The 23,295-nt window shown below is 44.1% G+C and carries 19 protein-coding genes; 11 read left to right on the top strand and 8 right to left on the bottom strand.

What is annotated here, in order from left to right; translation table 11 throughout:
• Window positions 1–4 precede the first annotated feature (4 nt).
• The 10 genes from glgX (at window position 5) to OE749_RS05975 (ending at window position 13,276) form a co-directional block, all read left to right on the top strand.
• The gene (glgX, locus tag OE749_RS06020; protein WP_263711451.1) at window positions 5–2,083 is read left to right on the top strand and encodes a glycogen debranching protein GlgX; all 2,079 of its coding nucleotides are present in this window, start codon (window positions 5–7) and stop codon (window positions 2,081–2,083) included.
• Between the two features lie 59 nt (window positions 2,084–2,142).
• Entirely contained in the window at window positions 2,143–3,675 is a 1,533-nt protein-coding gene (gndA, locus tag OE749_RS06015; RefSeq protein WP_263711450.1) for an NADP-dependent phosphogluconate dehydrogenase, read from the top strand.
• A 56-nt stretch (window positions 3,676–3,731) separates the two neighbouring features.
• Window positions 3,732–4,136 (top strand): peptide-methionine (R)-S-oxide reductase MsrB, encoded by a 405-nt coding sequence (msrB, locus tag OE749_RS06010; RefSeq protein ID WP_263711449.1) that lies wholly within the window; start codon window positions 3,732–3,734, stop codon window positions 4,134–4,136.
• A gap of 428 nt (window positions 4,137–4,564) precedes the next feature.
• Window positions 4,565–6,010 carry a glyceraldehyde-3-phosphate dehydrogenase gene (locus tag OE749_RS06005; protein ID WP_263711448.1) on the top strand — a complete coding sequence of 482 codons (1,446 nt, stop codon included), beginning with the start codon at window positions 4,565–4,567 and terminating at the stop codon, window positions 6,008–6,010.
• A 132-nt stretch (window positions 6,011–6,142) separates the two neighbouring features.
• Window positions 6,143–6,700, top strand: a complete 558-nt coding sequence (locus tag OE749_RS06000; protein WP_263711447.1) for a TlpA family protein disulfide reductase — start codon at window positions 6,143–6,145, stop codon at window positions 6,698–6,700.
• Between the two features lie 68 nt (window positions 6,701–6,768).
• Window positions 6,769–7,896 carry a M14 family metallopeptidase gene (locus tag OE749_RS05995; RefSeq protein ID WP_263711446.1) on the top strand — a complete coding sequence of 376 codons (1,128 nt, stop codon included), beginning with the start codon at window positions 6,769–6,771 and terminating at the stop codon, window positions 7,894–7,896.
• A 53-nt stretch (window positions 7,897–7,949) separates the two neighbouring features.
• Entirely contained in the window at window positions 7,950–9,629 is a 1,680-nt protein-coding gene (locus OE749_RS05990) for an alanine/glycine:cation symporter family protein (RefSeq protein WP_263711445.1), read from the top strand.
• Between the two features lie 221 nt (window positions 9,630–9,850).
• A complete protein-coding gene (locus tag OE749_RS05985) occupies window positions 9,851–10,177 on the top strand; it encodes a hypothetical protein (protein WP_263711444.1) in 327 nt (108 codons plus the stop codon).
• A 2-nt stretch (window positions 10,178–10,179) separates the two neighbouring features.
• Window positions 10,180–10,479, top strand: coding sequence for a YeaC family protein (locus OE749_RS05980; protein ID WP_263711443.1), 300 nt, complete (start codon window positions 10,180–10,182; stop codon window positions 10,477–10,479).
• Window positions 10,469–13,276: a DUF349 domain-containing protein gene (locus OE749_RS05975; protein WP_263711442.1), complete on the top strand. Its 2,808-nt coding sequence runs from the start codon at window positions 10,469–10,471 to the stop codon at window positions 13,274–13,276. Before OE749_RS05980 ends, OE749_RS05975 begins: the two co-directional genes overlap by 11 nt.
• Before the next feature lie 64 nt (window positions 13,277–13,340).
• Here the strand turns inward: OE749_RS05975 and ansA are convergent, their stop codons facing one another.
• From ansA to xdhA, 8 genes are all read right to left on the bottom strand, one after another.
• Window positions 13,341–14,351, bottom strand: a complete 1,011-nt coding sequence (ansA, locus tag OE749_RS05970; RefSeq protein ID WP_263711441.1) for an asparaginase — start codon at window positions 14,349–14,351, stop codon at window positions 13,341–13,343.
• A gap of 92 nt (window positions 14,352–14,443) precedes the next feature.
• Complete coding sequence (locus OE749_RS05965) at window positions 14,444–15,649, bottom strand: urate hydroxylase PuuD (protein ID WP_263711440.1); 1,206 nt, start codon at window positions 15,647–15,649, stop codon at window positions 14,444–14,446.
• A gap of 3 nt (window positions 15,650–15,652) precedes the next feature.
• Complete coding sequence (guaD, locus tag OE749_RS05960) at window positions 15,653–16,951, bottom strand: guanine deaminase (protein WP_263711439.1); 1,299 nt, start codon at window positions 16,949–16,951, stop codon at window positions 15,653–15,655.
• Window positions 16,952–16,965: 14 nt separating this feature from the next.
• A complete protein-coding gene (gene uraH, locus OE749_RS05955; RefSeq protein ID WP_263711438.1) occupies window positions 16,966–17,283 on the bottom strand; it encodes a hydroxyisourate hydrolase in 318 nt (105 codons plus the stop codon).
• Window positions 17,280–17,834 (bottom strand): 2-oxo-4-hydroxy-4-carboxy-5-ureidoimidazoline decarboxylase, encoded by a 555-nt coding sequence (gene uraD / locus OE749_RS05950; protein WP_263711437.1) that lies wholly within the window; start codon window positions 17,832–17,834, stop codon window positions 17,280–17,282. The genes uraH and uraD overlap by 4 nt, the downstream gene beginning before the upstream one ends.
• Window positions 17,835–17,840: 6 nt before the next feature.
• Window positions 17,841–18,686, bottom strand: coding sequence for a xanthine dehydrogenase accessory protein XdhC (gene xdhC / locus OE749_RS05945; protein ID WP_263711436.1), 846 nt, complete (start codon window positions 18,684–18,686; stop codon window positions 17,841–17,843).
• Entirely contained in the window at window positions 18,673–21,009 is a 2,337-nt protein-coding gene (gene xdhB / locus OE749_RS05940; protein ID WP_263711435.1) for a xanthine dehydrogenase molybdopterin binding subunit, read from the bottom strand. Before xdhB ends, xdhC begins: the two co-directional genes overlap by 14 nt.
• The gene (gene xdhA, locus OE749_RS05935; RefSeq protein ID WP_263711434.1) at window positions 21,002–22,447 is read right to left on the bottom strand and encodes a xanthine dehydrogenase small subunit; all 1,446 of its coding nucleotides are present in this window, start codon (window positions 22,445–22,447) and stop codon (window positions 21,002–21,004) included. The genes xdhB and xdhA overlap by 8 nt, the downstream gene beginning before the upstream one ends.
• A gap of 185 nt (window positions 22,448–22,632) precedes the next feature.
• On the opposite strand from xdhA, the gene OE749_RS05930 reads away from it, so the two are divergent.
• Entirely contained in the window at window positions 22,633–23,277 is a 645-nt protein-coding gene (locus OE749_RS05930) for a TetR family transcriptional regulator C-terminal domain-containing protein (protein WP_263711433.1), read from the top strand.
• Window positions 23,278–23,295: the final 18 nt, after the last annotated feature.

The following is a 23,295-nucleotide window of genomic DNA, read 5'->3' as shown; positions in this document are numbered from 1 at the left end:
ATACATGGGGACACAAGCCTTTAATGTCAGCCGCGATGGTTCACCTTTTCCATTAGGTTCAACACCTGAACAATCAGGCACTAATTTCGCGGTATATTGTCCCCATGCAGAAAGCGTAGAACTGTGTTTCTTTAGATCTGAAACAGAAGAATTTATCGGTTCAGTGATGCTGCCGGCTAAAACAGGAAAAGTCTGGCATGGTTTCGTTGAGGGAGTTCAGGTAGGTCAGCTATACGGCTACCGAACGCATGGTAAGTCATTGCCTGAAATGGGTTTACACTTTCACCCACAAAAACTCCTTATTGATCCCTACACTGTGTGCCTAAATCGTCCTCTTGTATGGAACGATCGACAATACAAAAATGACAGCCAATTTATGATGGCTAAGTCTGTTGTCGTTGATTTATCTGGTATAAAAGACAAAGACCCTGAATCACGCCCTAAGATACCCGCATCGCAAACCTTGATTTATGAAGCCCATGTAAAAGGGTTAACCGCGTTGCATCCAGATGTCCCCGACGCACTGCGCGGTAAATATAAAGGCGCTGCTTCTTCAGCGATCATTTCCCATTTAAACGCATTGGGCGTGACCACCATTCAGTTCATGCCTGTGATGTCTTTTATGCCAGAACCCTTTATCGTAAACAAAGGGCTGACTAATTATTGGGGATACAATCCAGTTAACTTTTTTGCACCCGAGTCACGTTATGCCATCGTGAATCCCATTACCGAATTCCGTGAAATGGTAGACGCCTACCACAATGCGGGGATTGAAGTGATTATTGACGTAGTATTTAATCATACCGCTGAAGCAGGCGCTAACGGGCCCGTTTTATCGTTTAAAGGATTTGACAATACATCCAGTTACCTATTTGCAAAAAGTGAGTACGGTGTCATGGATTACCAACATTATTTGAACAACTCAGGGTGTGGTAACAGTCTTAACATGTCGAGTCCGTTTATTCTGACGTTAATAATGGATGCCTTGCGCTTTTGGGTCTCCAAAATGGGGGTGGATGGATTCCGTTTTGACCTTGCAGGCAGTTTGGGTCGTGATCCTTATGAATTCTCATCCCAATCCGGCTTTTTTAAAGCCATTCGACAAGATCCTATTTTACGCTCCGTGAAGCTAATTGCTGAACCTTGGGATATTGGACATGGCGGATATCGGCTTGGACAATTTCCATCAAATTGGTTTGAATGTAATGACAAATACCGAGATACCATTCGTCATTTTTGGCGCGGTGATAAAGGGATGACGGGCGATTTTGCAACGCGTATTTTGGGATCTAGAGATATCTTTCCTAAAGGTAGTCGGCATATTCATTCTTCTATTAACTTCGTGACGTACCATGATGGTTTTACGCTTCAAGATTTAGTTCAATACGAACAAAAACATAACGATGCCAACAAAGAGAATAATCAAGATGGGCATAACCACAATATCAGTGCGAATTATGGTGTAGAGGGTCTTACCAGTGATACCCGAATTTTAGCGTTACGAGAGAAGCAAAAAAGGAACCTGTTCGCAACACTGCTGCTTTCTCAGGGCATTCCACACATGCTGGCAGGAGATGAATTAAGCCGAACGCAACAGGGTAATAACAATGCGTACTGCCAAGATAATGATATTAATTATCTTGACTGGGACCTTAACGATACTCAAGAAGACTTTTTAGCATTTTGTCGGCATGTGATTGCACTTCGCAAAGCAAAGCAGTTATTGCGCAACATGTCGTTGCCCGATGATCATTATTTCAAAGGCCACAATGTTGCCGCCGTTAATTGGTTTAAAATGGATGGCGCGAAAAAGATCCCCCAAGATTGGCAAGATCCTGAAAATCAAGCGTTTGCAGTCGAGATTATTGGCTGTCATCGTTGCGACAATGAGCATCTCCTCATTGTATTTAATGCGTTTGATAATGACGTAAGGTTTCAACTACCGGATTTATCTTCAGGTTGTTGGCAGCTTCGTCTAGATACACGATACAAAAAAATAACAGACATGCCTGAGGTGAAAACACACGGATTTTTCCTTCAGGCATACCGAAGTATTACTCTGTTCGAAAGAGTAACTGGTTAATCTTTAGGGGATGTGTATAATCCGCCCCGAAACGACAATATGACAAAGTGAGAGAGCAAATGGCAGGCGATAACACATTGTGTGATATAGGGTTTATTGGTCTTGGAGTGATGGGGAAAAACCTGACACTCAACTTAGCCGATAATGGGTACAAAATTGCTTGTTTTGACTTAGACAAAGAAAAAATTGAAGGCATAGTTAAGCAAGACGAATTGGAAAGGGGAGACAAACCTCCACGTGTTATTCCTTGTCAATCTTATACTGAACTTCTCAATCATCTTAAAGCTCCTCATCTCATCATTCTCTCTGTTCCCGCTGGTGCCCCTGTAGACCATGTTTGTCAACTGCTTATCGATGCAGGTATCAAACCTGATGATATCGTTATCGACACTGGAAATAGCTTGTGGACAGACTCTGTTGAACGTGAACAACTGTACAAAGGTAAGTTTATCTTTTTCTCTACCGCCGTCTCTGGCGGAGAAGTGGGCGCGCGATTTGGGCCCTCTTTGATGCCGTCAGGTGATCCTTATGCGTGGACACGAATAGAGCCCGTATTAAAGGCAATTTCCGCGAAAGTCGATCCGAAAACCGGTAAGCCTCTAGAGTCATTTGAACCTGGTAAGCCCATTAAAGAAGGCGATCCGTGTGCAACCTATATAGGCCCAGTAGGCGCAGGGCATTATGTCAAGATGGTCCACAACGGGATCGAATATGCCGATATGCAGCTCATTTGCGAAGTGTATCAAATCATGCGTGATAGCCTGCATATGTCACCAAAAGAGATTGCAGCCACGTTTAAAGAATGGAATCAGGGTAAGCTAAATAGTTATTTGATTGAAATCAGCGCGGAAGTTTTGGAGCAAAATGATGCAAAGACTGGTAAGCCCCTTGTTGATTTGATTCTTGATCAAGCAGGTCAAAAGGGAACCGGTTTATGGACTGCTGTGAGCGCACTGCAAGTAGGTAGCCCAGCACAAACCATCACGCAAGCCGTGTTTGCTCGAAGTATTTCAAGTTTGAAAGACGAACGAATTGAAGCAAGTAAAATATTGAAGGGGCCTGCGTGCATTCCTGTTCCGGAAGAAGAGAAGCAAGCGGCAATTACCCGTTTACATGATGCGCTGTACTGTTCAAAAATTTGTGCTTATGCACAAGGCTTCCAATTGATGGCGTTAGCGTCTAAAGAGCAGGGCTGGTCACTGGATTTCGCTGAAATCGCGAAAATTTGGCGAGCAGGGTGTATTATCCGTGCGGTTTTTCTTCAGTCGATTACAAACGCCTACGAGAACAATGATAGCCTTGCCAATTTGTTGTTGGATCCGTTTTTCGCTGAGCAAATTGCGACTTTTCAACAAAATTGGCGACAAGCCATTGCGGATGCAACGATGTCGGGTATTCCTTGCGCGGCGATGAGCTCTGCGCTGAATTACTATGATTCTTACCGCACAGAAACATTACCTGCAAACTTATTACAGGGGCAACGGGACTTTTTTGGTGCGCACACTTACGAGCGCACTGACGAAGCAAGGGGTAAAAAGTTCCATACAGAATGGAGCCAACCCGGCAGACCAGAAATTAAAATCAAAAAATGATCCTAGCCACTGGCTATGCTATAAAAAGACGACCTTGTGTCGTCTTTTTTAATGTTATGACTCTAAAAACACCTAGCCAATGGCAATCTGAATTAACCCCTGAAGAATACCGTGTTTGTCGAGAGCAGGGTACCGAACGGCCATTTACAGGAACGTTGTTATCTGTGAATGATAAAGGAGAGTACTTTTGCAAATGTTGTCAGGCAAAGTTATTTGATAGCGAGAGCAAATTTGATGCTCATTGTGGATGGCCCTCATTTGATCAACACAGCGAAGAGGACAACGTTGCGTTCAAAGAAGATAACAGCCACGGCATGCAACGCATAGAGATTGTGTGTAAACAATGCGATGCCCATTTGGGACATATCTTTGATGATGGACCGACTCGGACGGGCAAACGCTATTGTGTCAACTCTGTATCCCTCACGTTTAAAAACGAAAACGGAACGATTCAGGGATGAAACACCCATTATGGTGAATATTTGTGCAAACAGCATTTAATTTGCATGAAATGTTTTTTCAGTAATTTGACTATTTAGTCAGGTTTGAATGGTGAATTTGGTTCTTGTATCTCGTATTTATGACTAATATTTCAAAAATTGGTGTAAAAGCGTCCATCGTTTGAGCATATGGACGTAACACCAATTCTTAATGGTAAAAACTTTCAGAAATATATCGCTTAAACCGCCTAATTTTTGATTTTTCGTAACTTTCCAACAATTTGGTGATTCCGAAAGTTTTCATTACACTAGCGCCGTTTTTTATACAGGAGAGATCATATTCTCTCTCAAAGAAGCGGTAGACCAATAATAATAAAAACGGCAATTTCTCATCGAGAGATTTACCATCCTACCCACCCTACATTTATTGTTGTTAAAGGCGTTAAGTAATGAACCAACAATTAGAACAGGAATTGTTAAATAGCTGGCAGGAGCGTCAGGAATACGCAGAAATGATGCAGCCTTTGCTTGGTAAACTTTACCGTGACAAGGCAATCGAAATTTCAGTATTCGGCAGACCGCTTCTAGGTGCAAGTGCGATTGATATCATCAAAGCACACAGAACTGTTCGCCTTCACAAAGGCAACAAACTTCGCCTACGTGAAAGCTGGCCGCTTCTAGAAGAAATGAGCAAACTTTCGCTTTCTCCTGCGGAAATTGATTTAGGCAAACTTGCTTATACCTACCATTATGAGCTGGAGAGCCAGCCTGATGTTAAAACCTTCCTTCAAGAACAACTTGCAGACATCGTAGATAAAGACGATCAGCACAAACCACAAGACATTGTTTTGTATGGTTTTGGCCGCATCGGTCGCTTACTCGCCAGACTACTGATTGAGCGCCAGGGTAAAAGTAATAAACTTCGTCTTAAAGCGATTGTCGTGCGTGGCGGTAAAGAAGGTGACTTAGAAAAACGTGCAAGTTTGTTACGCCGTGATTCTGTGCACGGTCCATTTAACGGCAGTATCACTGTGGATGAAGAGCGCAGCGCCATAAAGGCGAATGGTGCTTACATTCAAGTTATCTACGCTGATAGCCCTGATCAAATTGACTATACACAGTACGGCATCGAAGATGCGATTGTCATCGACAATACAGGGAAATGGCGTGACCGCGACGGTTTAGGACTTCACCTTAAAGCGAAAGGCACGAAAAAGGCCATGTTGACTGCGCCGGGCAAAGGCGATATCAAAAATATCGTGTATGGCGTAAATCATGAAGACATCAAGCCTGAAGACACTATTATGTCAGCAGCTAGTTGTACTACCAACGCAATCACACCGGTGCTAAAAGTGTTGGATGAAGAGTTTGGTATTAACGATGGCCACGTAGAAACAGTGCATTCGTATACTAATGACCAAAACCTTATTGATAATTACCATAAAGCGGAGCGTCGCGGACGCAGCGCACCACTGAATATGGTTATTACAGAAACAGGTGCTGCAAAAGCCGTAGCGAAAGCCTATCCGAAACTGGAAGGTAAGCTAACGGGCAACGCGATACGCGTGCCGACGCCTAATGTATCAATGGCGATTCTAAATTTGAATCTGGAAAAAGCGGTTAGTAAAGACGATCTGAATGACTTCTTGAGAAAAACATCACTTTTCTCAGATTTACAGCATCAAATCGATTTCACTAGCTCGACAGAAATCGTATCAACTGACTTAGTCGGCTCAAGAGCGGCGTCTGTTGTGGATTCACAAGCAACTATCGTATCAGGTAATCGAGCAACCCTTTATGTTTGGTACGACAACGAGTTCGGTTATAGCTGTCAGGTCATGCGCGTAGTGCAGGAAATGGCAGGGTTAACCTACCCAATGATTCCGGCTAAATAACCGGATCACGAACACACAAAAATCACACACAAAAGTAAAGCCGGCAGGAAGCTGGCTTTTTCTTTTTGTAAGCGAAAGAAATCTGTTATTAGTAGGTTCATATTCAAGAAATAACGTATTTAGCGATCTGAAATGGATAAAGTGCCACCACCTAACGTCTCTGTTAACCCGAATCAAACGAAAACGAATGTATATAAATTAAAAAAAGCATTTCGTGATGCCATCCTGTTTATTCTATTTGTTACCGGGATCGTGTTATTTCAGAATCGTCACTTGCTGCCCAGTGATGCAACGATAGATGCGCCAGCATTTGTGCTTCCTGAATTAGACAGCACAAACATGGTCAGTATTCCGTCAAAAGAAAAAAGAACCCTATTGTACTTTTTTGCACCTTGGTGTCATGTGTGTGCCGCAAGTATTAATAATCTCAATGGCTTTGGTGAATCAGAGATTGAAGTGATACGTGTTGCATTGGATTATTCTTCCATTGAAGAGGTGGAACGCTTTCAATCCCGTCATAACGTTCAAGGAACCATTGTTTTAGGCACTATGGATGTCAGAGAGGCCTATCAAATCAGGGGTTATCCGACATACTACATTGTTAATGAAAAAGGGAGTGTAGTCGCTGGTGGAATGGGCTACAGCACCGAAATAGGCATGCGAATTAACAATTTTTTAAACAACGAATGACCCATTAATCACTAACTTGTGATAAATTACCGCCCGTCAATTATAACGCCTCATGTATGGAACAAATTATGAGAATAAGCAGCAACTTCGACAGCGGGAACATTCAGGTTGTCACAGCCTCATCCCCTGAGCAGATCCAGCTTAAGATCAACAAAGATAACCAGTCTGAATTCTACCAGTGGTTTCATTTTAAACTAGAATCTCAGCCATTTATCACCCATAAAATTCAACTTATCGATCTCAAAAATTCAGCGTATCCTGAAGGATGGAAGAACTATCAGGCTGTCGCCTCTTACGACAGACAAGAGTGGTTCCGCGTAGAAACACACTTTGATGGAGACACCTTAACCATTGAACACACGCCTGAGTGTGAAAATGTTTACTTCGCCTATTTTGCTCCTTACAGCTACGAAAGGCATTTAGACTTGCTAGCGAATGCACAAATGTCTTTTGACTGCGTGGCAGAACACCTTGGTGAAACCCTTGACGGGCGAGACATGACCTTGCTGACTATCGGTGAACCAGATGACAATAAAAAGAAAATCTGGGTAACGGGTCGTCAACATCCGGGGGAAACAATGGCAGAGTGGTGCATTGAGGGACTATTAATGCGTCTGTTAGATGAGCATGATGGTGTTGCAAAAGCCTTGTTAAACGAAGCCGTTTTTTACGTTGTACCTAATATGAATCCCGATGGTTCGGTTAGAGGGCATTTAAGAACAAACGCAGCGGGCGTAAATTTAAATCGAGAGTGGGAAGCCCCGTCTTTAGAAAAAAGCCCAGAAGTGTATTACGTACTCAATAAAATGGCAGCAACTGGCGTAGACATGTTTCTTGATGTTCATGGCGACGAAGCGCTACCGTATAATTTTGTAGCGGGCTGCGAAGGCAATCCGTCTTATTCACCGCGTATTAAGTCATTAGAAGATAATTTTAAACAGGCGTTGTTAGCCGTGACGCCAGAATTTCAAGACGTATATGGCTATGACAAAGATGAACCTGGTAAAGCTAACATGACTGTCGCAGCGAATGCCGTTGGAGAGCGTTTTGACTGTTTGTCTTATACATTAGAAATGCCGTTTAAAGATAACATCGAACTACCGGATGCCGTTTATGGCTGGTCTCCTGAGCGTAGTATGCAATTGGGCGAGGATGTACTTTCGGCCATGCTCAACGTAGTGAAAACCTTACGTTAATGATAATACCCATAAAAATGGGACAGGAAACATAATAAGAAAAGGGGAACACCTTGGAGTTTTTACAATCAATTCTCACGTTTCTGGATGGAAACTTGGGTGGGGCAGTATGGTTTCCATATGTGCTTCTCGGAGTAGGTTTATTTTTTACGATATACCTAAAATTTCCTCAAGTGCGCTATTTCAAACACGCTTGGAAAGTGGTCACTGGAAAATATGACAAAAAGGATGCCGCCGGTGACACGACTCACTTTCGTGCATTAGCGACAGCGCTGTCGGGCACGGTTGGAACCGGTAATATCAGCGGTGTTGCATTTGCTATTTTCTTGGGGGGGCCGGCTGCCTTGTTTTGGATGTGGGCAACGGCTTTCTTAGGAATGACCACCAAGTTTGTAGAGGTAACATTATCTCACAAATACCGCGTCAAAACAGAAGATGGCACCATGGCCGGCGGACCGATGTACTATATGGATCGCCGCCTTAACATGAAATGGCTAGCTGTCGCTTTCGCCATTGCTACTGTGATCAGCTCATTTGGTACAGGTAACTTGCCACAGAGTAATGGTATTGCGACCAGTATTGAAGCCACCTTTGGTATCGAGCCATGGATTGTGGGCAGCGTGTTAGGCATTTGCCTTGCCCTTGTTATTTTAGGTGGTATTCAGCGCATTGCCGCAGTGACGTCTAAGATCGTTCCAGTCATGGCGGTTTTATATGTGATTGGCGCCTTCGCAGTGATTTTTGCCAACATTGAAAACATCGGGCCAGCGTTTGCCGCTATTGTGGGAGACATATTCACGGGCTCAGCTGCAACTGGTGGTTTCTTGGGTGCGACTATCGCGTATGCGTTCAACCGAGGTGTTAACCGTGGGTTGTTCTCAAACGAAGCGGGGCAAGGTTCAGCACCTATTGCACACGCGGCAGCGAAAGCAGATGAACCCGTCTCCGAAGGGATGGTATCGATTTTAGAGCCCTTCATTGACACTATTTTGATTTGTACCTTGACGGGCTTGGTGATTCTGTCATCAGGTGTATGGCAAGAGAAACATCAAAACGTGTTTGAACGTACGAGTTTGAAGATTGTTGAAGGCAACTACAACGAAACACTTGAAGAAGACCGCCATGATTTATTCAAATACCTGAACCAAGTTTCTGGTCACGGGGTAGAGCACTACAACGGAAATATCGAGGTAGTTGCAGGTAAAGCGGTGAATCAAGGCTACACCATAATTCACGCGCGCTCTATTGCCGAAGACGTGGTGTTTACAGTGGGTGGTGATGATGACCTGTACACTGGAAATCTTAAAGTGGTTGATGGCGACATCTTAAAAGACAATATTGTTTTGTCGGGTAAGTCACTGATTCACTCAGCCGCATTAACGACTAAGGCGTTTACACGTGGTTACTTTGGTGATTACGGGCAGTATATCGTGTCGATTGGTCTGTTGTTATTTGCTTTTTCTACCGCGATCGCTTGGTCATATTATGGTGACCGCGCCATGACCTATTTGCTCGGTCCACGCTCAGTTATGCCGTATCGCGTAATTTATGTGGCGGGCTTTGTATGGGCTTCCTTCTCTGATACCGAGCTCGTATGGCTTATGGCAAGCGTTGCCATTGTCGTTATGACGCTACCAAACTTGTTTGGTATAATGATGCTCAGAAAAGAGATGAAAGAAACAGTGGATACCTACTGGGAAGACTTTAAAAAGGAATTTCCCAACGAGAAGTAAACGCTAATGTAAACGCATTATCTGCACGAACAAGCATAAACCCTCGATATCTATCGGGGGTTTATTTTTTCTAGGTGAGCCTTGTTTTCCTCGCAACGATTTTTCAATTCCAATCGCGCCTTGCGACTTTGAAAACCCTCTGCCATACGGTATAGTCCGACATATCTTTTCTGTGTGGGAAAGCGTATAAAAGCCCGCACTGATTCATTTTCGGAGTAGTAATGGCGTTAACAAATTGTCCGTCCTGTAATAAAACCATTTCTGATAAAGCCAAGTCTTGCCAGCATTGTGGCTTTGCGATTGGCAGTGCATCTGCCGATGATATCCTGCGCAAAAAAAGCTTACAGAAGTTTCAAAAACATCACAGCATTCAGAATCAGTCTATGTTAGCGATGCTGATGTTTATCGCAGGTTTCGGTTTCATGTACTGGGGTGGGGCACAGCCTGGCGATATTCAGCATACGCTCGCAATTGGATGCAGTATCGTTGGATTCGGCTGGTATATCGTTAACCGAGTTCGCTTGATCATTCTTAAGAGAAAAGACTAAATATGAACATTGATGCATTACTTGCAAGTGTGACGCCGGAAATCTACCAAAAATTGCGTACAGCGGTCGAATTAGGAAAATGGGAAGATGGTACTCCGCTCACACAAGAGCAAAAAGACAACACTTTGCATATGGTCATGCTTTATCAAAGCAAAATACTCCAATCTGACGAGTTTATGACCGTCGGTGAAAGTGGAGAAATTGTTCACAAAACCAAGCGTGAACTTAAACAGGAGCTTAGCGCAAATGCGCTAAAAGAAGACCCAAATACAATAGCACGGTTCAGTCAGGATGATATTTAAAACCCTTTTTAGACCAAAGTTCAAACATACCGATCCAAAGATCAGGCTTGCGTCAATTCAAGACCTTGATGCAAGCAATAATGAACACAAGCAAGCACTGCACGAGCTTGCTTTTAATGATGAAGATACCAACGTAAGAATCGCTGCGTTAGAGCAGTTAAACAGTTTTACACTTTGGTCTAAATCGGCTGATTCGTCCGACTCAGAAAAAGTCAAACGCTTAGCAAAAAAACGCGTCGAAGCGACACTTCTGGGGAAGAGTGATATCCAGATTTCTGACTCAGATCGTCTGACCTATATTGAACAGTCTGGTAATAACGCTCTCTTAGAATCGATGCTGAAGTCTCTATCTCATGAGAAGGAGTCAACACTCGTTCTGCATATTTTGGCGCACTTAGGCAAAGAGCACGTTACACGGCAAGTGTTACTATCTTCACCGTCTGAAACTATACAACTGGCGTTGTTAGACAAAATACATGACAAAAATACACTACAAAAATTATTAAAACGCACGACATTTCAAACAGTAAAAGACAAGATTAACCATGAACTTCTCGTGCAACATGAAAGGCTTACCAAGCCAATAGAGCTAGAAAAGCAAATCACACTTACGCTATCCAAGTTATTCTCTCTTAAAGAAAGTCAGAATTTACCTCACATCCGTGAGCAGTTAGCCTTGGAGTCGGCTAATTATGAAGCACAGACAAAGCAATTGGTCGTGTGGTCTGAAGAAAAAGCCCATGCATGCAATGAAAAATATGCCTCTATACACGCACAGATTCAAAAGCACATTGCCTCACTTGAGCCTCAATGGCGTGATAAAGAAGCAAAAGCACTTCTTCAGCAAAACGCCGAAGCACTTAATGCGTCTGCGCAAGTTATTATTGAGCAAGTGCAAGCGAGACTCTCCACAGATCTTCACACTATCACTGAGGCGGAAAGCACTAAGTTATCTGCGCAGCTAAAGGCAATTTCAGATGATATGGAGCGGTTGAGGCAATCAGCGCAGCAACAAGTTAACGTAATCAAACTTATCGAACACACGTTAAATCGCGTAACATCATTAACCTACACGTTGGCCACTATTCCTGCATTTCAACACGCAGTGAAAGATGCACAAGCCCTAATCGATGATTTGAAGGCAATGCCTGAGCCGACATCTTTGGTGGAAGCGGTCGACATTGAAAACGATTTAAACGCACGAAAACAAATACTCAGAGAATTGATAAAGCCATTTCGTGATAACTGGCCAAAACCACTAAAAGACGAAGAGCGCACAGCAACCAGTAAACTTCAACAAGCGATAGCAACACGCAAAGAGGAAGAGAAAAAGCACGTTACTAAATGCTTAGGCAAGATCTCAGCCAGTAAACGCATGATCGAGCAGGGCCGATTTAAAGCTGCATTCGCAATTTTTGATGCTGTACTTGAATTATATAATGGGCTGTCTGAACGCGGGCAACTCAGTGTAAAACGAAAGTTTGAGGCACTCCAGACCGACATAGAAAATTTGAAAGGCTGGCAAACCTATATTGCGGCACCAAGAAAGCCAGAGCTGCTAGAACAAGTAAAGGCACTGATAGAGAACCCTCTTAGTCCTCAAAAACAAGCGGACGAAGTGAAACGCTTGCGTAAAAATTGGCGCAGCTTGGGAAGAAGCGAAACTTCTGAACAGCAAGCGTTAGATACAGAATTTGAAGCACTACTAGAAACGGCTTTCCAACCATGTCGAGATCATTACGAGTCGGAAAGAGTTAAGCGTGCTGATAACGAAAAGCGTAAACGTGCGTTAATAGCGGATATTCAACACTATGTTGAGCAAGTAAACGGCGAATCAGAACGTGATATCGTAAAGGCATACCAAGGTTTCACCCGGCAGTGGCGTGAAATCGGCGAGGTTGACTTTAAGGTTGTACCCGAAATTTCTGAGCATTACAGTGAAGCGATAGCGCAACTTAAACAACGTGTTACAGCGATTTACACCGCAAACGAAACAGCAAAAGCACAACTGGTAAAACAGGCTGCTGGGTTGATATCGATGGATAATATTGATGAAGCCGCGGAAATAGCTAAAACATTACAGCAAAAATGGAAAGAGGTGGGGCCAACACAGCGCAAAGTTGATAATACCTTATGGACTGAATTTCGCGAAGCGAATGATGCGGTGTTCACTGTGAAAGCAACTAAATACCAAGCTCAGAAACAAGAAGATGATGAGATTGCGTCTTCTTGCAAGATCAAATTAGAGGCATTAGAGCAGCAAATTCAATCAGCAGAAACACAGCAAGTTTTGTCTGACGTTGATAATACGCTTGAGAATATTGCGAAACTTTGGGAATCCTTGCCTCCAAAGCGTCAACTGGGTTTAACAAAACGCGCTGAAGGACTCGCACAACTTGCTAAAAGTAAGCGTGCAGAGTTTACAAAAGCATCTCGACAAGAGCAGGTGAGCCTCCTTATCAACTCGCTTCAACGGTGGAAAGATAAGAATACTGCACCTGATGTTGAGGCATTTGATAGCCGATATAAAAGCTGGTTTACGTCTAGCGACAATGCACAAGATCGAAGAAAACTACTGGTAGAAATGGAAAGCATCGCTGGATTACATTCACCAGACGAAGATAGTCAACTTCGCTCAGAATTGCAGGTGGCGTTAATGGCGCAAAAGTTGGAAACAGGCACCATGCCAGATATTCAGTCGCTGGGGAAATCGTTTGTATCTCAAGGGCCGTTGTCAGAGGAAGAAATGGACATGCTACCTCGGTTTAAAAAAGTACTGGAATCTCAGGTCGTCTGATATTGCAAAATAATATTTATCCAGAATAGTTAAATAGGCCGCTTACTCAGCGGCCTAAGTGTTTTTATTCACTTGGCGTCAACTCACCCCGTAGGTTTTGCGTTAGTGCCTCTCGCACTTCGTTAAACGATAATCCTTTACTTAATAGATAGTGAAGTTTGGCCAATGCCGCTTCGGGTGTCATATCTGTACCTGATACTACGCCTGCATGTTTTAGTGCAGAACCCGTTGCATATCCGCCCATATTGACTTTACCGCGCAAACATTGGGTACAATTGAGTACAACAATTTCTTTTTCATTGGCTTGTTTAAGTTGTGACAGCAACGCATCAGACTGTGGTGCGTTACCTACACCGTAGCTGAGTAAAATTAATGCCTTAACAGGCTGCATAAGGGTATTTCGGATCACCTCTGGACTAATTCCCGGATAAAGTGTCACAACCCCGATTGGCTGAGATTTTACGCTACTGACTTTGAGTGGCTTTGGAGTCAAAGCTTCAATGGGCATACGTGTTTCGATATTAATGCCAGCTTCAAGTAGCGGCTCAAAGTTGGGAGAGTCAAACGCATCAAAGCCATCTGCATCGACTTTACGAGAGCGATTGCCCCGAAAAAGTTTGTTATTAAAAAACAACGTCACTTCAGGAATAGGGTAATTAGCTGCAATGTAGAGCGCGTTCAACAGATTCACCTGGCCATCAGATCTGAGTTCAGACAAGGGTATTTGGGAACCTGTAACGATAACGGGCTTAGTAAGGTTTTCTAGCATAAACGACAACGCTGATGCGGTGTACGCCATCGTATCAGTGCCGTGAAGAATAATGAAGCCATCGTATTGATCGTAATGCTGAGCAATATCATCAGCAATTTGCTGCCAATCAGTTGGCTGCATATCTGAAGAATCAATCAAGCTTTCATATTCGTGAATAGTAAAGTCTGGCATTTCTTCGCGATGAAACTCCGGCATGTTCTTTAAGGTTTCAGAAAGGTAACCTGCAACGGGAATATAACCTTGAGAGGACGGACGCATTCCGATTGTGCCGCCTGTGTACGCCACGTAAATCTGTTTTTTCATAACATCATCAATAAACTTTTTGCAGATTGTACCGTGTAATCAAAGTCAGGGGCAATCTTATGACTGCTCGGATTTCTTGTACATTCTGACGACTATAAGGCTTGATACCATGCACCAATTAGCGCACGTTCACTGTCGGTGATTTGATGTTCATCAAGTAGCGGCATATCTTGCGTTACATAGGTTCGCCGATAAATACTTTGAGAAGCTTGCTTGATTTGAGCCCAGTCATCTAACACTAGCCCCATTGGCGGAGCCGAGAAGGCTGCATGTGTCGGTGTTGCACTGTGGCACTGTAGGCAATGCTGGGCGACAACACCATACACTGCGTGCTCTATATTCGACGATGGCTGTATGGTTTGTATTGCCCCCTCAGCAACATCAAAGGCATGGTGTGCTGTACGTGTTTTATTCACGATATACGCTGTAATAAGCACACCAACACCGCATACCGCCAAGATGGAATAGCGTACATGTCCCTGATGGCGCAGATTAAAAAAATGCCGACAGTAAGCAGATAAAACAAAAATCACCACCAGTATCAAACCGTTATAGGCATGCTGGTACGTAAATGCAAAATGGTTGCTAATCATGGTAAAGATTAGAGGCAGCGTGAGATAGTTATTGTGTACCGAGCGTTGTTTGGCTTTTTCTCCCCAACTTGGCCGAACCTTTTGATTCTGTTCAACCGCAGACACCATTTTTCGCTGCGACGGAATGATCGTAGTAAATACATTCGCAGCCATAATAGTGCCTACTAGCGCGCCTACGTGAATATAAGCAGCTCGCCCCGGCAAGACAAAGCATGCCAACAAAATAGCAATGATAAATAGCGTGCCGAGCACTGAATGTCTAACCCATGCACCATGATTAGACAATAGTCTGCACAGTAATTCATAGCAGGCTAACCCACTAAGCACATACATAGCGCCAAACAATATGGCATGGGAGGAATTTGTGAATAAGCTATCTTGGTCAACAAGATAAATATCAGCATTAAAGTAATAAATCAGAATAAGGAGCAGGGTGCCACTTAACCACGTCGTATACGCCTCCCATTTAAACCAATGTAAGGTTGAAGGCAACGTAGCAGGGCCTTGTCGGTACTTTTGCACTTCATAAAAGCCGCCACTGTGAATCGCCCATAATTCACCTTTTATGCCTTTTTGCTGCTTAAGTAGACTCGGCTCCTCTAAATGGTTATCTAACCAAATAAAGTAGAATGACGCGCCAATCCATGCGATACCTGCCACTACATGAAGCCATTTAGTGAGGATAACGAGCCAATCTACTACCATACATTACTCCTGCTGGTTTTTTACCTCTTTCCCGCTTACATAGGTCGCATGCACAGCGCGATCATCGCCTAACATGCTAAGTGCGAACAAAATATCTTGGGGTGATGACGTGCCACCCTCAAGGCGCAACTGCGTCAATGAGTCAAAATGTGGATCCAGTACAACAAAATCCGCATCCGTTCCTTTATTAAGGTTACCAATCGATTCAGTCAGTTGTAAGCTCGCTGCCGCACCCATGGTCATCATGTACAACCCTTGTAATGAAGACAGCTTGGTATGCCTCAACTGGCAGACCTTATACGCCTCGCCCATTGTGCGTAACATGCTAAAGCTAGTTCCAGCACCAACATCTGTAGCCAGTGCTAGGTTCACGTTATGACCCTTAGCAGTCTCTAAATCGAATAAACCACTACCCAAAAACAGATTTGACGTGGGGCAAAATGCCGCCACAGCGCCTGACTCGTTGAAGCGTTGCCATTCACGTTCGCTTAAATGCAAGCAATGTCCATATACGGCACGTGGACGCACCATGCCATAATGGTCATAGACATCCAGATAGTCGATATGATTGGGGTATAGAGATTTTACCCATTCAATTTCGTTTTTGTTTTCTGACAGGTGCGTTTGAATAAATACGTCTGGGTAAGACGCGGCTAACTCTCCCAACGCTGCCATTTGTTCTGGTGAGCTGGTGGGAGCAAACCGTGGCGTCAATGCATAAAGGTTTCGGCCTTTACCATGCCAGCGCTGAATCAATTCATCGCTATCTTTTTGTGCCTGAGAAGGCGTGTCGCGCAATGGTTCTGGGCAGTGTCTGTCCATGCAAACCTTACCCGCAATCATCATCATGTTATGTGCTGTGGCCGCCTCAAAAAGCGCGTCACACGCTTCCTTGTGCACTGTAGAGTAGACCATTGCGGTCGTTGTACCGTTACGATAAAGCTGTTTTAAAAAGATATCTGCAATACGTTCTGCATACGACTTGTCACTGAACTTCTGCTCAGTGGGAAAAGTGTAGTTTTCAAGCCACTCTAGCAGTTGCTCACCATAACTTGCTATCATCTCTGTTTGAGGGAAATGTAAGTGAGCGTCAATAAAGCCCGGTACAATTAATTTTCCAGTGTAGTCGACAACAGTGGCATCTGGATATTTCAAGGTGATTGATGCTTTATCGCCAACATCTACTACTTTTCCGTTACGCGTAACCAATGCGCCGCGCTCAAAATAAGCGAAATTCTCATCAGGAGAATCGGTAATGGAAGGAAAGTGAAGGATAGAACCAAGATAAATACAGGGTGTCATTAAAATCTAATACCTCAGCTACCGCGGTAGCTACTAAAACCAAAAGGTGAAATAAGAAGCGGGACGTGAAGATGCTTTTCATCATTCACAATAAACGTTATGTCAATATGCGGATAGAACGCCTTTCCGTGGGTTTGAATTAAATACTCCCCTACATGAAATCGAATTTGGTAGGTGCCAGCAGATAATTCGCCGACCCAATCGCTACATCTGCCATCAGCATTGGTTTGCGTGTCAAATCGTTGATTGTCAAAACTAAACACCTGAACAGTAATGCCTTCTACTGGCAATCCTGTTGTTGTATCAAGAATATGTGAAGAAAGTGTCGTCACGTATTAACTTCCTTTGCGCATTGTTCCACAGCTAAGTGTAGGCGCTGTTTAATAATTTTTAATTTTTCTTCACCTGCAACAGACAATTCTTGTTGTAGATGGTGATTAAATCGCTCTTTAAGCGCAGCCAACATAAACTCGGCACTCAAACCACGTGCACAAATGAGAAAAACAAATCCAAATTTTTCGCGGTAACGCGCATTCCATTGTTTAAGCGCTAACAGGGTGGCATCATCTGCGTCTTGTGCGCCTGCTTGTTCTTTAAACGTCATGTCAGACGTTGAAGCAAAGCGAGTGCGCAGGCTATCGATATCGCCTATTTCGGGATGTCCAGAAAACGCCTTGAGCCACTCCGTCTTATCCAGCGCAAGCCAGTTCTCCTCAGCTTTGGCTAGCATGGAATCGACATCTGAAAAGGGCCTTTCTGCCATCATCAACCTTATCCACTTGTCAGACACACATGCACGCTCAAAGTGATAACGTGCTTGGTCATCACTTAGTTGATTGAACGGGATAATAGAACGTTGACTGTGTGTACTGCTTTTCGCCATATCTGTTTATGCTTCTACCTTGTTTGTTTGAACTTGGTGCGACACAACTGAATTGTCTATAGCGTCAGATTTACCTTTGTTAAGCATCAAAATCAGTTGCGCGGCAATCGAGACAGCCACTTCAATGGGCTTTTTGCCAGGTATGCGCAAATCTCCTACGGGCGAGACAAATGATCGCATCTGCTGTTCAGACACATCTCGGGCTTTCAGGCGATGGGTAAAGCGCTGTGCTTTAGTGTCAGACCCAATCATGCCAACATACGAAAAGGTATTTGCCAGCAGTGCGTGGCGGGCAATATCAAAATCTAACTGGTGATTGTGGGTCATGATGAGCGCCCAGTTATGATTTGATTGAGTTGTTTCAATCACCTCGGTGGGATCGTCTGTCACCACCGTAGTTACATTTGAATATGATACAGTGTGCCCAAACAACGCTTCTCGTTCATCTATCCAGTAAATAGTCAGCGGCAATTGTGCCAATATGGGAACAAGCGCAGAAGCAACATGACCCGCACCAAATAAATACAGGGTTTGTTGGTGCGTCACGAAAGATTCGATCAGTATGTGCATTTCGCCACCACAACATTGCCCCAGTTTAGCAGAAAGTGGGTAGCGCTCTGTTAGCTGACGATTTTCCTCAGATAACAATGCGTCCCGTGCCTTTTGGATAGCATCAAATTCTAAATGCCCACCGCCAATGGTGTCGTATGTATCCTCGGGTGTTACGACCATTTTAGCACCCACATCACGGGGCGTAGAGCCAGAACTTGGCAATACGGTAAGTAAAGCAAATGGTTGCCCCGTTTTCTTGCAATGCGCTACGGCATCACACCAATTATTAGGACGATTCATTTCCACTGCCTTGGGTCGTTGATACGCCACGTAACGAACGAATAATTTCTTCAGGCGTAGCAGGGGCATTTAGCGTAGGACTGACCTGATAGTTACTCACACTGGCGATCGCGTCGCGAATGGCACACCATACGCTGATAGCCAGCATAAAGGGGGGTTCTCCTACTGCCTTAGAATGATAAATACTGTCTTCCGCGTTAGCGCGATCAAATAACTTCACCTTAAAATGTGAAGGCGTATCACCAATCGCAGGAATTTTATAGGTCGCTGGATTATTACTAATGAGCTGCCCCTGTTCATCCCATTTAAGATCCTCTGTTGTTAACCATCCCATGCCTTGTATAAACGCACCTTCAATTTGTCCAATGTCGATCTCAGGATGAATACTGGTGCCAACATCATGAAGAATATCGACGCGCGTCACTCGGTTTTCACCGGTTAATGTGTCAATTTCTACCTCTGAACAGGCTGCTCCAAACGCAAAATAGAAAAATGGTCGGCCTTTACCAGTATCGCGGTTGTAGTGAATTTTGGGTGTTTTGTAAAAACCGGTAGACGATAACGATACACGGTGCATATAGGCATCCTGAACAACCTCGGCAAAAGGCAGAGAATGCGCTCCTACGCCGACATAACCACTATCAAAGGTGATATTTTCCTCTTGAGTATCGTATTTTTTGGCCAAAAACGTTATCAGATTTTCAAGGATGATTTGGCAAGCGTTTTGAACAGCCTTGCCATTCAAGTCTGTACCTGATGATGCCGCTGTCGGAGACGTATTAGGCACTTTATCGGTTCTCGTTGCAGTAACCCTGACAGCATCAAGGGCAACACCAAACTCTCTGGCTGCAATGATCTGAATCTTACTGTGCAACCCTTGCCCCATTTCCGTACCACCATGATTAACTTGTATACTTCCATCCGTGTAGACATGCACCAATGCACCCGCCTGATTCAGGTGCTTCGCGGTAAAGGATATACCAAATTTAACCGGTGTCAGGGCTAATCCTTTTTTAATATATGGACTATTCGCATTGAATTCCGAAATAGCCGCTCGGCGCTGCCAATAATCACAATCGTTTTCCAATGTGCTGATAATGTCATGTAGTAAGTTATTCTCAACCTGCATGCCATAATGCGTCGTATCCGTGCCATCGGCACTGTATAAATTTTGCTTTCGCACACTAAGAGGGTCGGCGCCGATTTTTCGAGCGATATCGTCTAACATCGCCTCTGCCGCCATCATGCCTTGCGGTCCGCCAAAGCCCCTAAAAGCAGTGTGAGAAACCATGTTCGTCTGACAACGATAGCCGCTAATATTGGCGCTCGGGTAAAAATAAGCGTTGTCAGCGTGAAACATTGCTCGGTCAACAATTGCATCAGACAGATCGGGAGAGTGACCGCAATTGCCCAACAGCGTCATATCGCAATGCAGAATGTTGCCTTTTGCATCGATCTCTGCTGCATAGGTATTTGTGAAAGGATGGCGTTTTCCCGTTGCCATCATATCTGTTTGTCGGGGCAAGCGGAGCTTTACTGCACGCTTTTGTCGATGAGCAAAAATAGCGGCTATACATGCCCACTGAGCGGCTTGCGTTTCTTTGCCGCCAAAGCCGCCGCCCATTCTACGCATATCAACAGTTATTTTATGGAGAGGCCAATCCAACACTTCAGCGACTAGCTTTTGTACTTCACTCGGATGCTGGCTAGAGGTGTAAATTAGCATACCTTCTTCATCAGGCACGGCCATCGATACCTGACCTTCCAAGTAAAGGTGTTCTTGCCCACCAATCGTAAACGTATTACTTACCCGATGTGCTGATTTTTGCGTTGTTGCGCCGTCACGCACCATTTGCAATGGTGGGCGCACGTATCGCTTATCCTTATGGGCTACTTCTGTATCTAAGCAGGGGCTGGCATCTTCATACGTCACCTTGGCTAACTTGGCTGCGCGCCTTGCCAAATCGGTTGTTTGAGCCAGTACAGCGAAAAGGGGCTGCCCCCAAAATTTAATTTTGTCGTCAACAAAAACAGGATCGCCATCAAAAACAGGCGCAATATCTCGCATTCCCGGCACATCATTGATTGTAATAACATCAACAACGCCTTCTGCTTCTCTTACTGCGGCTAAATCCAATGTTTTCACTGAACCTGAAGCGCGTGCAGTCAGCCCAATCGCGGCATACGCACAATCTAATGGTTCGACTTTATCGTCTACATATATTGCCTGCCCAGTCACATGTGCAATGGCACTTTCGTGCACCGAGGGCTTATGTTTCTCATGTACTGGCGAAGCAAGTGGAGTATCAATCAGTTTACGCATCTGTCACCTCGCTATGATCTAGCATTACCACTACATCAGATGTTGAAAGCGTCCAAAAACGTGTCCATAACGATGTCACCAAGTGTTGTCGATATTCGGCTGAGGCACGAACATCAGTGAGAGGGGTAAACGCTTGATTAAGTGCGCTAATCCCTTCATCTAGAGTCGCTTTATCAAGCCACGTTTTATGGGTGAGGACGCGTTCAAATACGGTCGCCATTGCAGGTGTGGCAGCTACGCCACCAAACCCCGTATTGATCTTAACAATCTTGTTATCGTCGATTTCCACCATAAACGCTGCACACACTGCTGAAATATCGTCCTCAAAGCGTTTTGACACCTTGTATACATCGAATATTTGATTACTGTTTAGTAATGGAAGTTCAAATCGATGTAACCATTCGTTTTGGTGCAGTTGCGTTTTTTTGTATCCTTCAAAAAAGGTACGTATGGGAATGCTACGCTCGTTTAATTTCGTGTCTTTAACCACAACATGGGCATCCAATGCCAACAGTGCAGGTGCCAGGTCACCTATTGGAGACGCATTGGCAATATTTCCGCCAATGGTAGCAACATTGCGAATTTGTTGAGACGCAAAACGTGTTAGCAATTCAGCCAATGGGGGAAAATGCGCTTCAAGTTCGGGTAATAATCGGGTTAGTGTAACGCCTGCGCCAATAATCAAATGTGTATCAGTAACATCTAGCGTTTGTAATGAAGCGATAGATGACAAATTTATCGTGTGGCCAAGGTCTTGATGTTGTTGTGTAACGGCTAGCATCAGATCTGTACCACCTGATACAAGTTTGGCATCTGGATATTTTTTCAATGCGTTGGCTAGAGCTTGTTCAGTGCGGGGTAGATAATCTTCGTTGACGTCTTGAAGCGCCAGTAAGCGTTGCTTAATCAATAGCGAGGTGTGATCAAACTTATCAGGCTCTGGCGAGTGGCAGCTTTCAAGCGCAGCGTCGATAATAGGGCGATAGCCGGTACAACGACATAGATTCCCGCCTAATTGCTCATTTACCGTATGCCGAGACAAAGGGATATCAGTATTGACTTGACGAGACTTGTAAAGCGAAAACATCGACATCACAAACCCAGGCGTACAAAAGCCACATTGGCTACCGTGATGGTCAACCATGGCTTGCTGAACAGGGTGGAGCCTATCGCCATCGGCAAGATGCTCTACCGTAATGACTTGTTTTGCATGCAGTTGCGACATGGGCGCAATGCAGCTGTTGATGGTTTCGTACTTAAGGGAATCATTTTCAACAGCGGCAACAACTACAGTGCATGCACCGCAATCTCCAGATGCACAACCTTCTTTGGTTCCACACTGTTTTTTATTGTCTCGGAGATAGTTCAGCACAGTCTGGCGAGCATGTTGCTCTTCTTCGATCTGGCACAAGGTATCGTTCAGCAAGAAGCTGATCATAGGTTTCTCCGAGTAAATCAATTTAATTATGACCAGTAAATCAAAAACCTGACCATCTGGTCAACCGATAATTAACGTTAATTTATACTTTGGTTATAGTAGCGGGAGGAGGGCTGTCAATGTTACAGTAAAAAAGATGACTGCAAGGTCAAACTTCGTAGGACTTAAAAAGTAGTAGCGACGAGATGACACAAGCTAAAAAAAACAAAGATGGACGTATCAGTGCGCAAAATAAAGCGCTAATTTTGGCCGCCGCGGAAAAGGAATTCGCTAAACACGGATTCAATGGCACGCGCATACAACAAGTAGCGGATGCTGCGGGATTACCTAAAACAAACGTGTTGTATTACTTTAAGTCTAAACACGATCTCTATGTTGAAGTGTTAGAACAGATATTATCTCTGTGGAACTCAGCCTTCGACGAAGCCAGTATCGACGATGATCCAGCTGACGTTTTAGCAAGATATATTGCTGAAAAAATGGAAATATCTCGAACAAAACCAGAAGCATCTAAGATTTTTGCGCTAGAAATTATTAATGGTGCACCGAATTTGCATAGTTTTTTCAAAGAGCAACATATTCATTGGATGGATGGACGGGTGTCTTTGCTCCAAAGTTGGATTGATCAAGGGCGCTTGCATACGCGAGACCCCTATGCGCTATTATTCCATATTTGGGCATGTAGCCAGCATTATGCTGATTTTGGTGCTCAAATAGAGGTACTCAAAGGCGAGCCATTCGATGAACACGCCTTCAGCGAAGCAACCAAAGATTTGATCGAACTCATATTAAAAGGGTGCGGCTTACACGTTCCCGAGCGCTATAAATAACGCAAACAGGAGATCACG

The organism is Fluctibacter corallii, from assembly GCF_025751585.1.
Taxonomy (GTDB): Bacteria; Pseudomonadota; Gammaproteobacteria; order Enterobacterales; family Alteromonadaceae; genus Fluctibacter_A; species Fluctibacter_A corallii.
The sequence above is the reverse complement of the archived record's forward strand: the minus strand, read 5'-3'. Positions and strand labels throughout refer to the sequence as shown.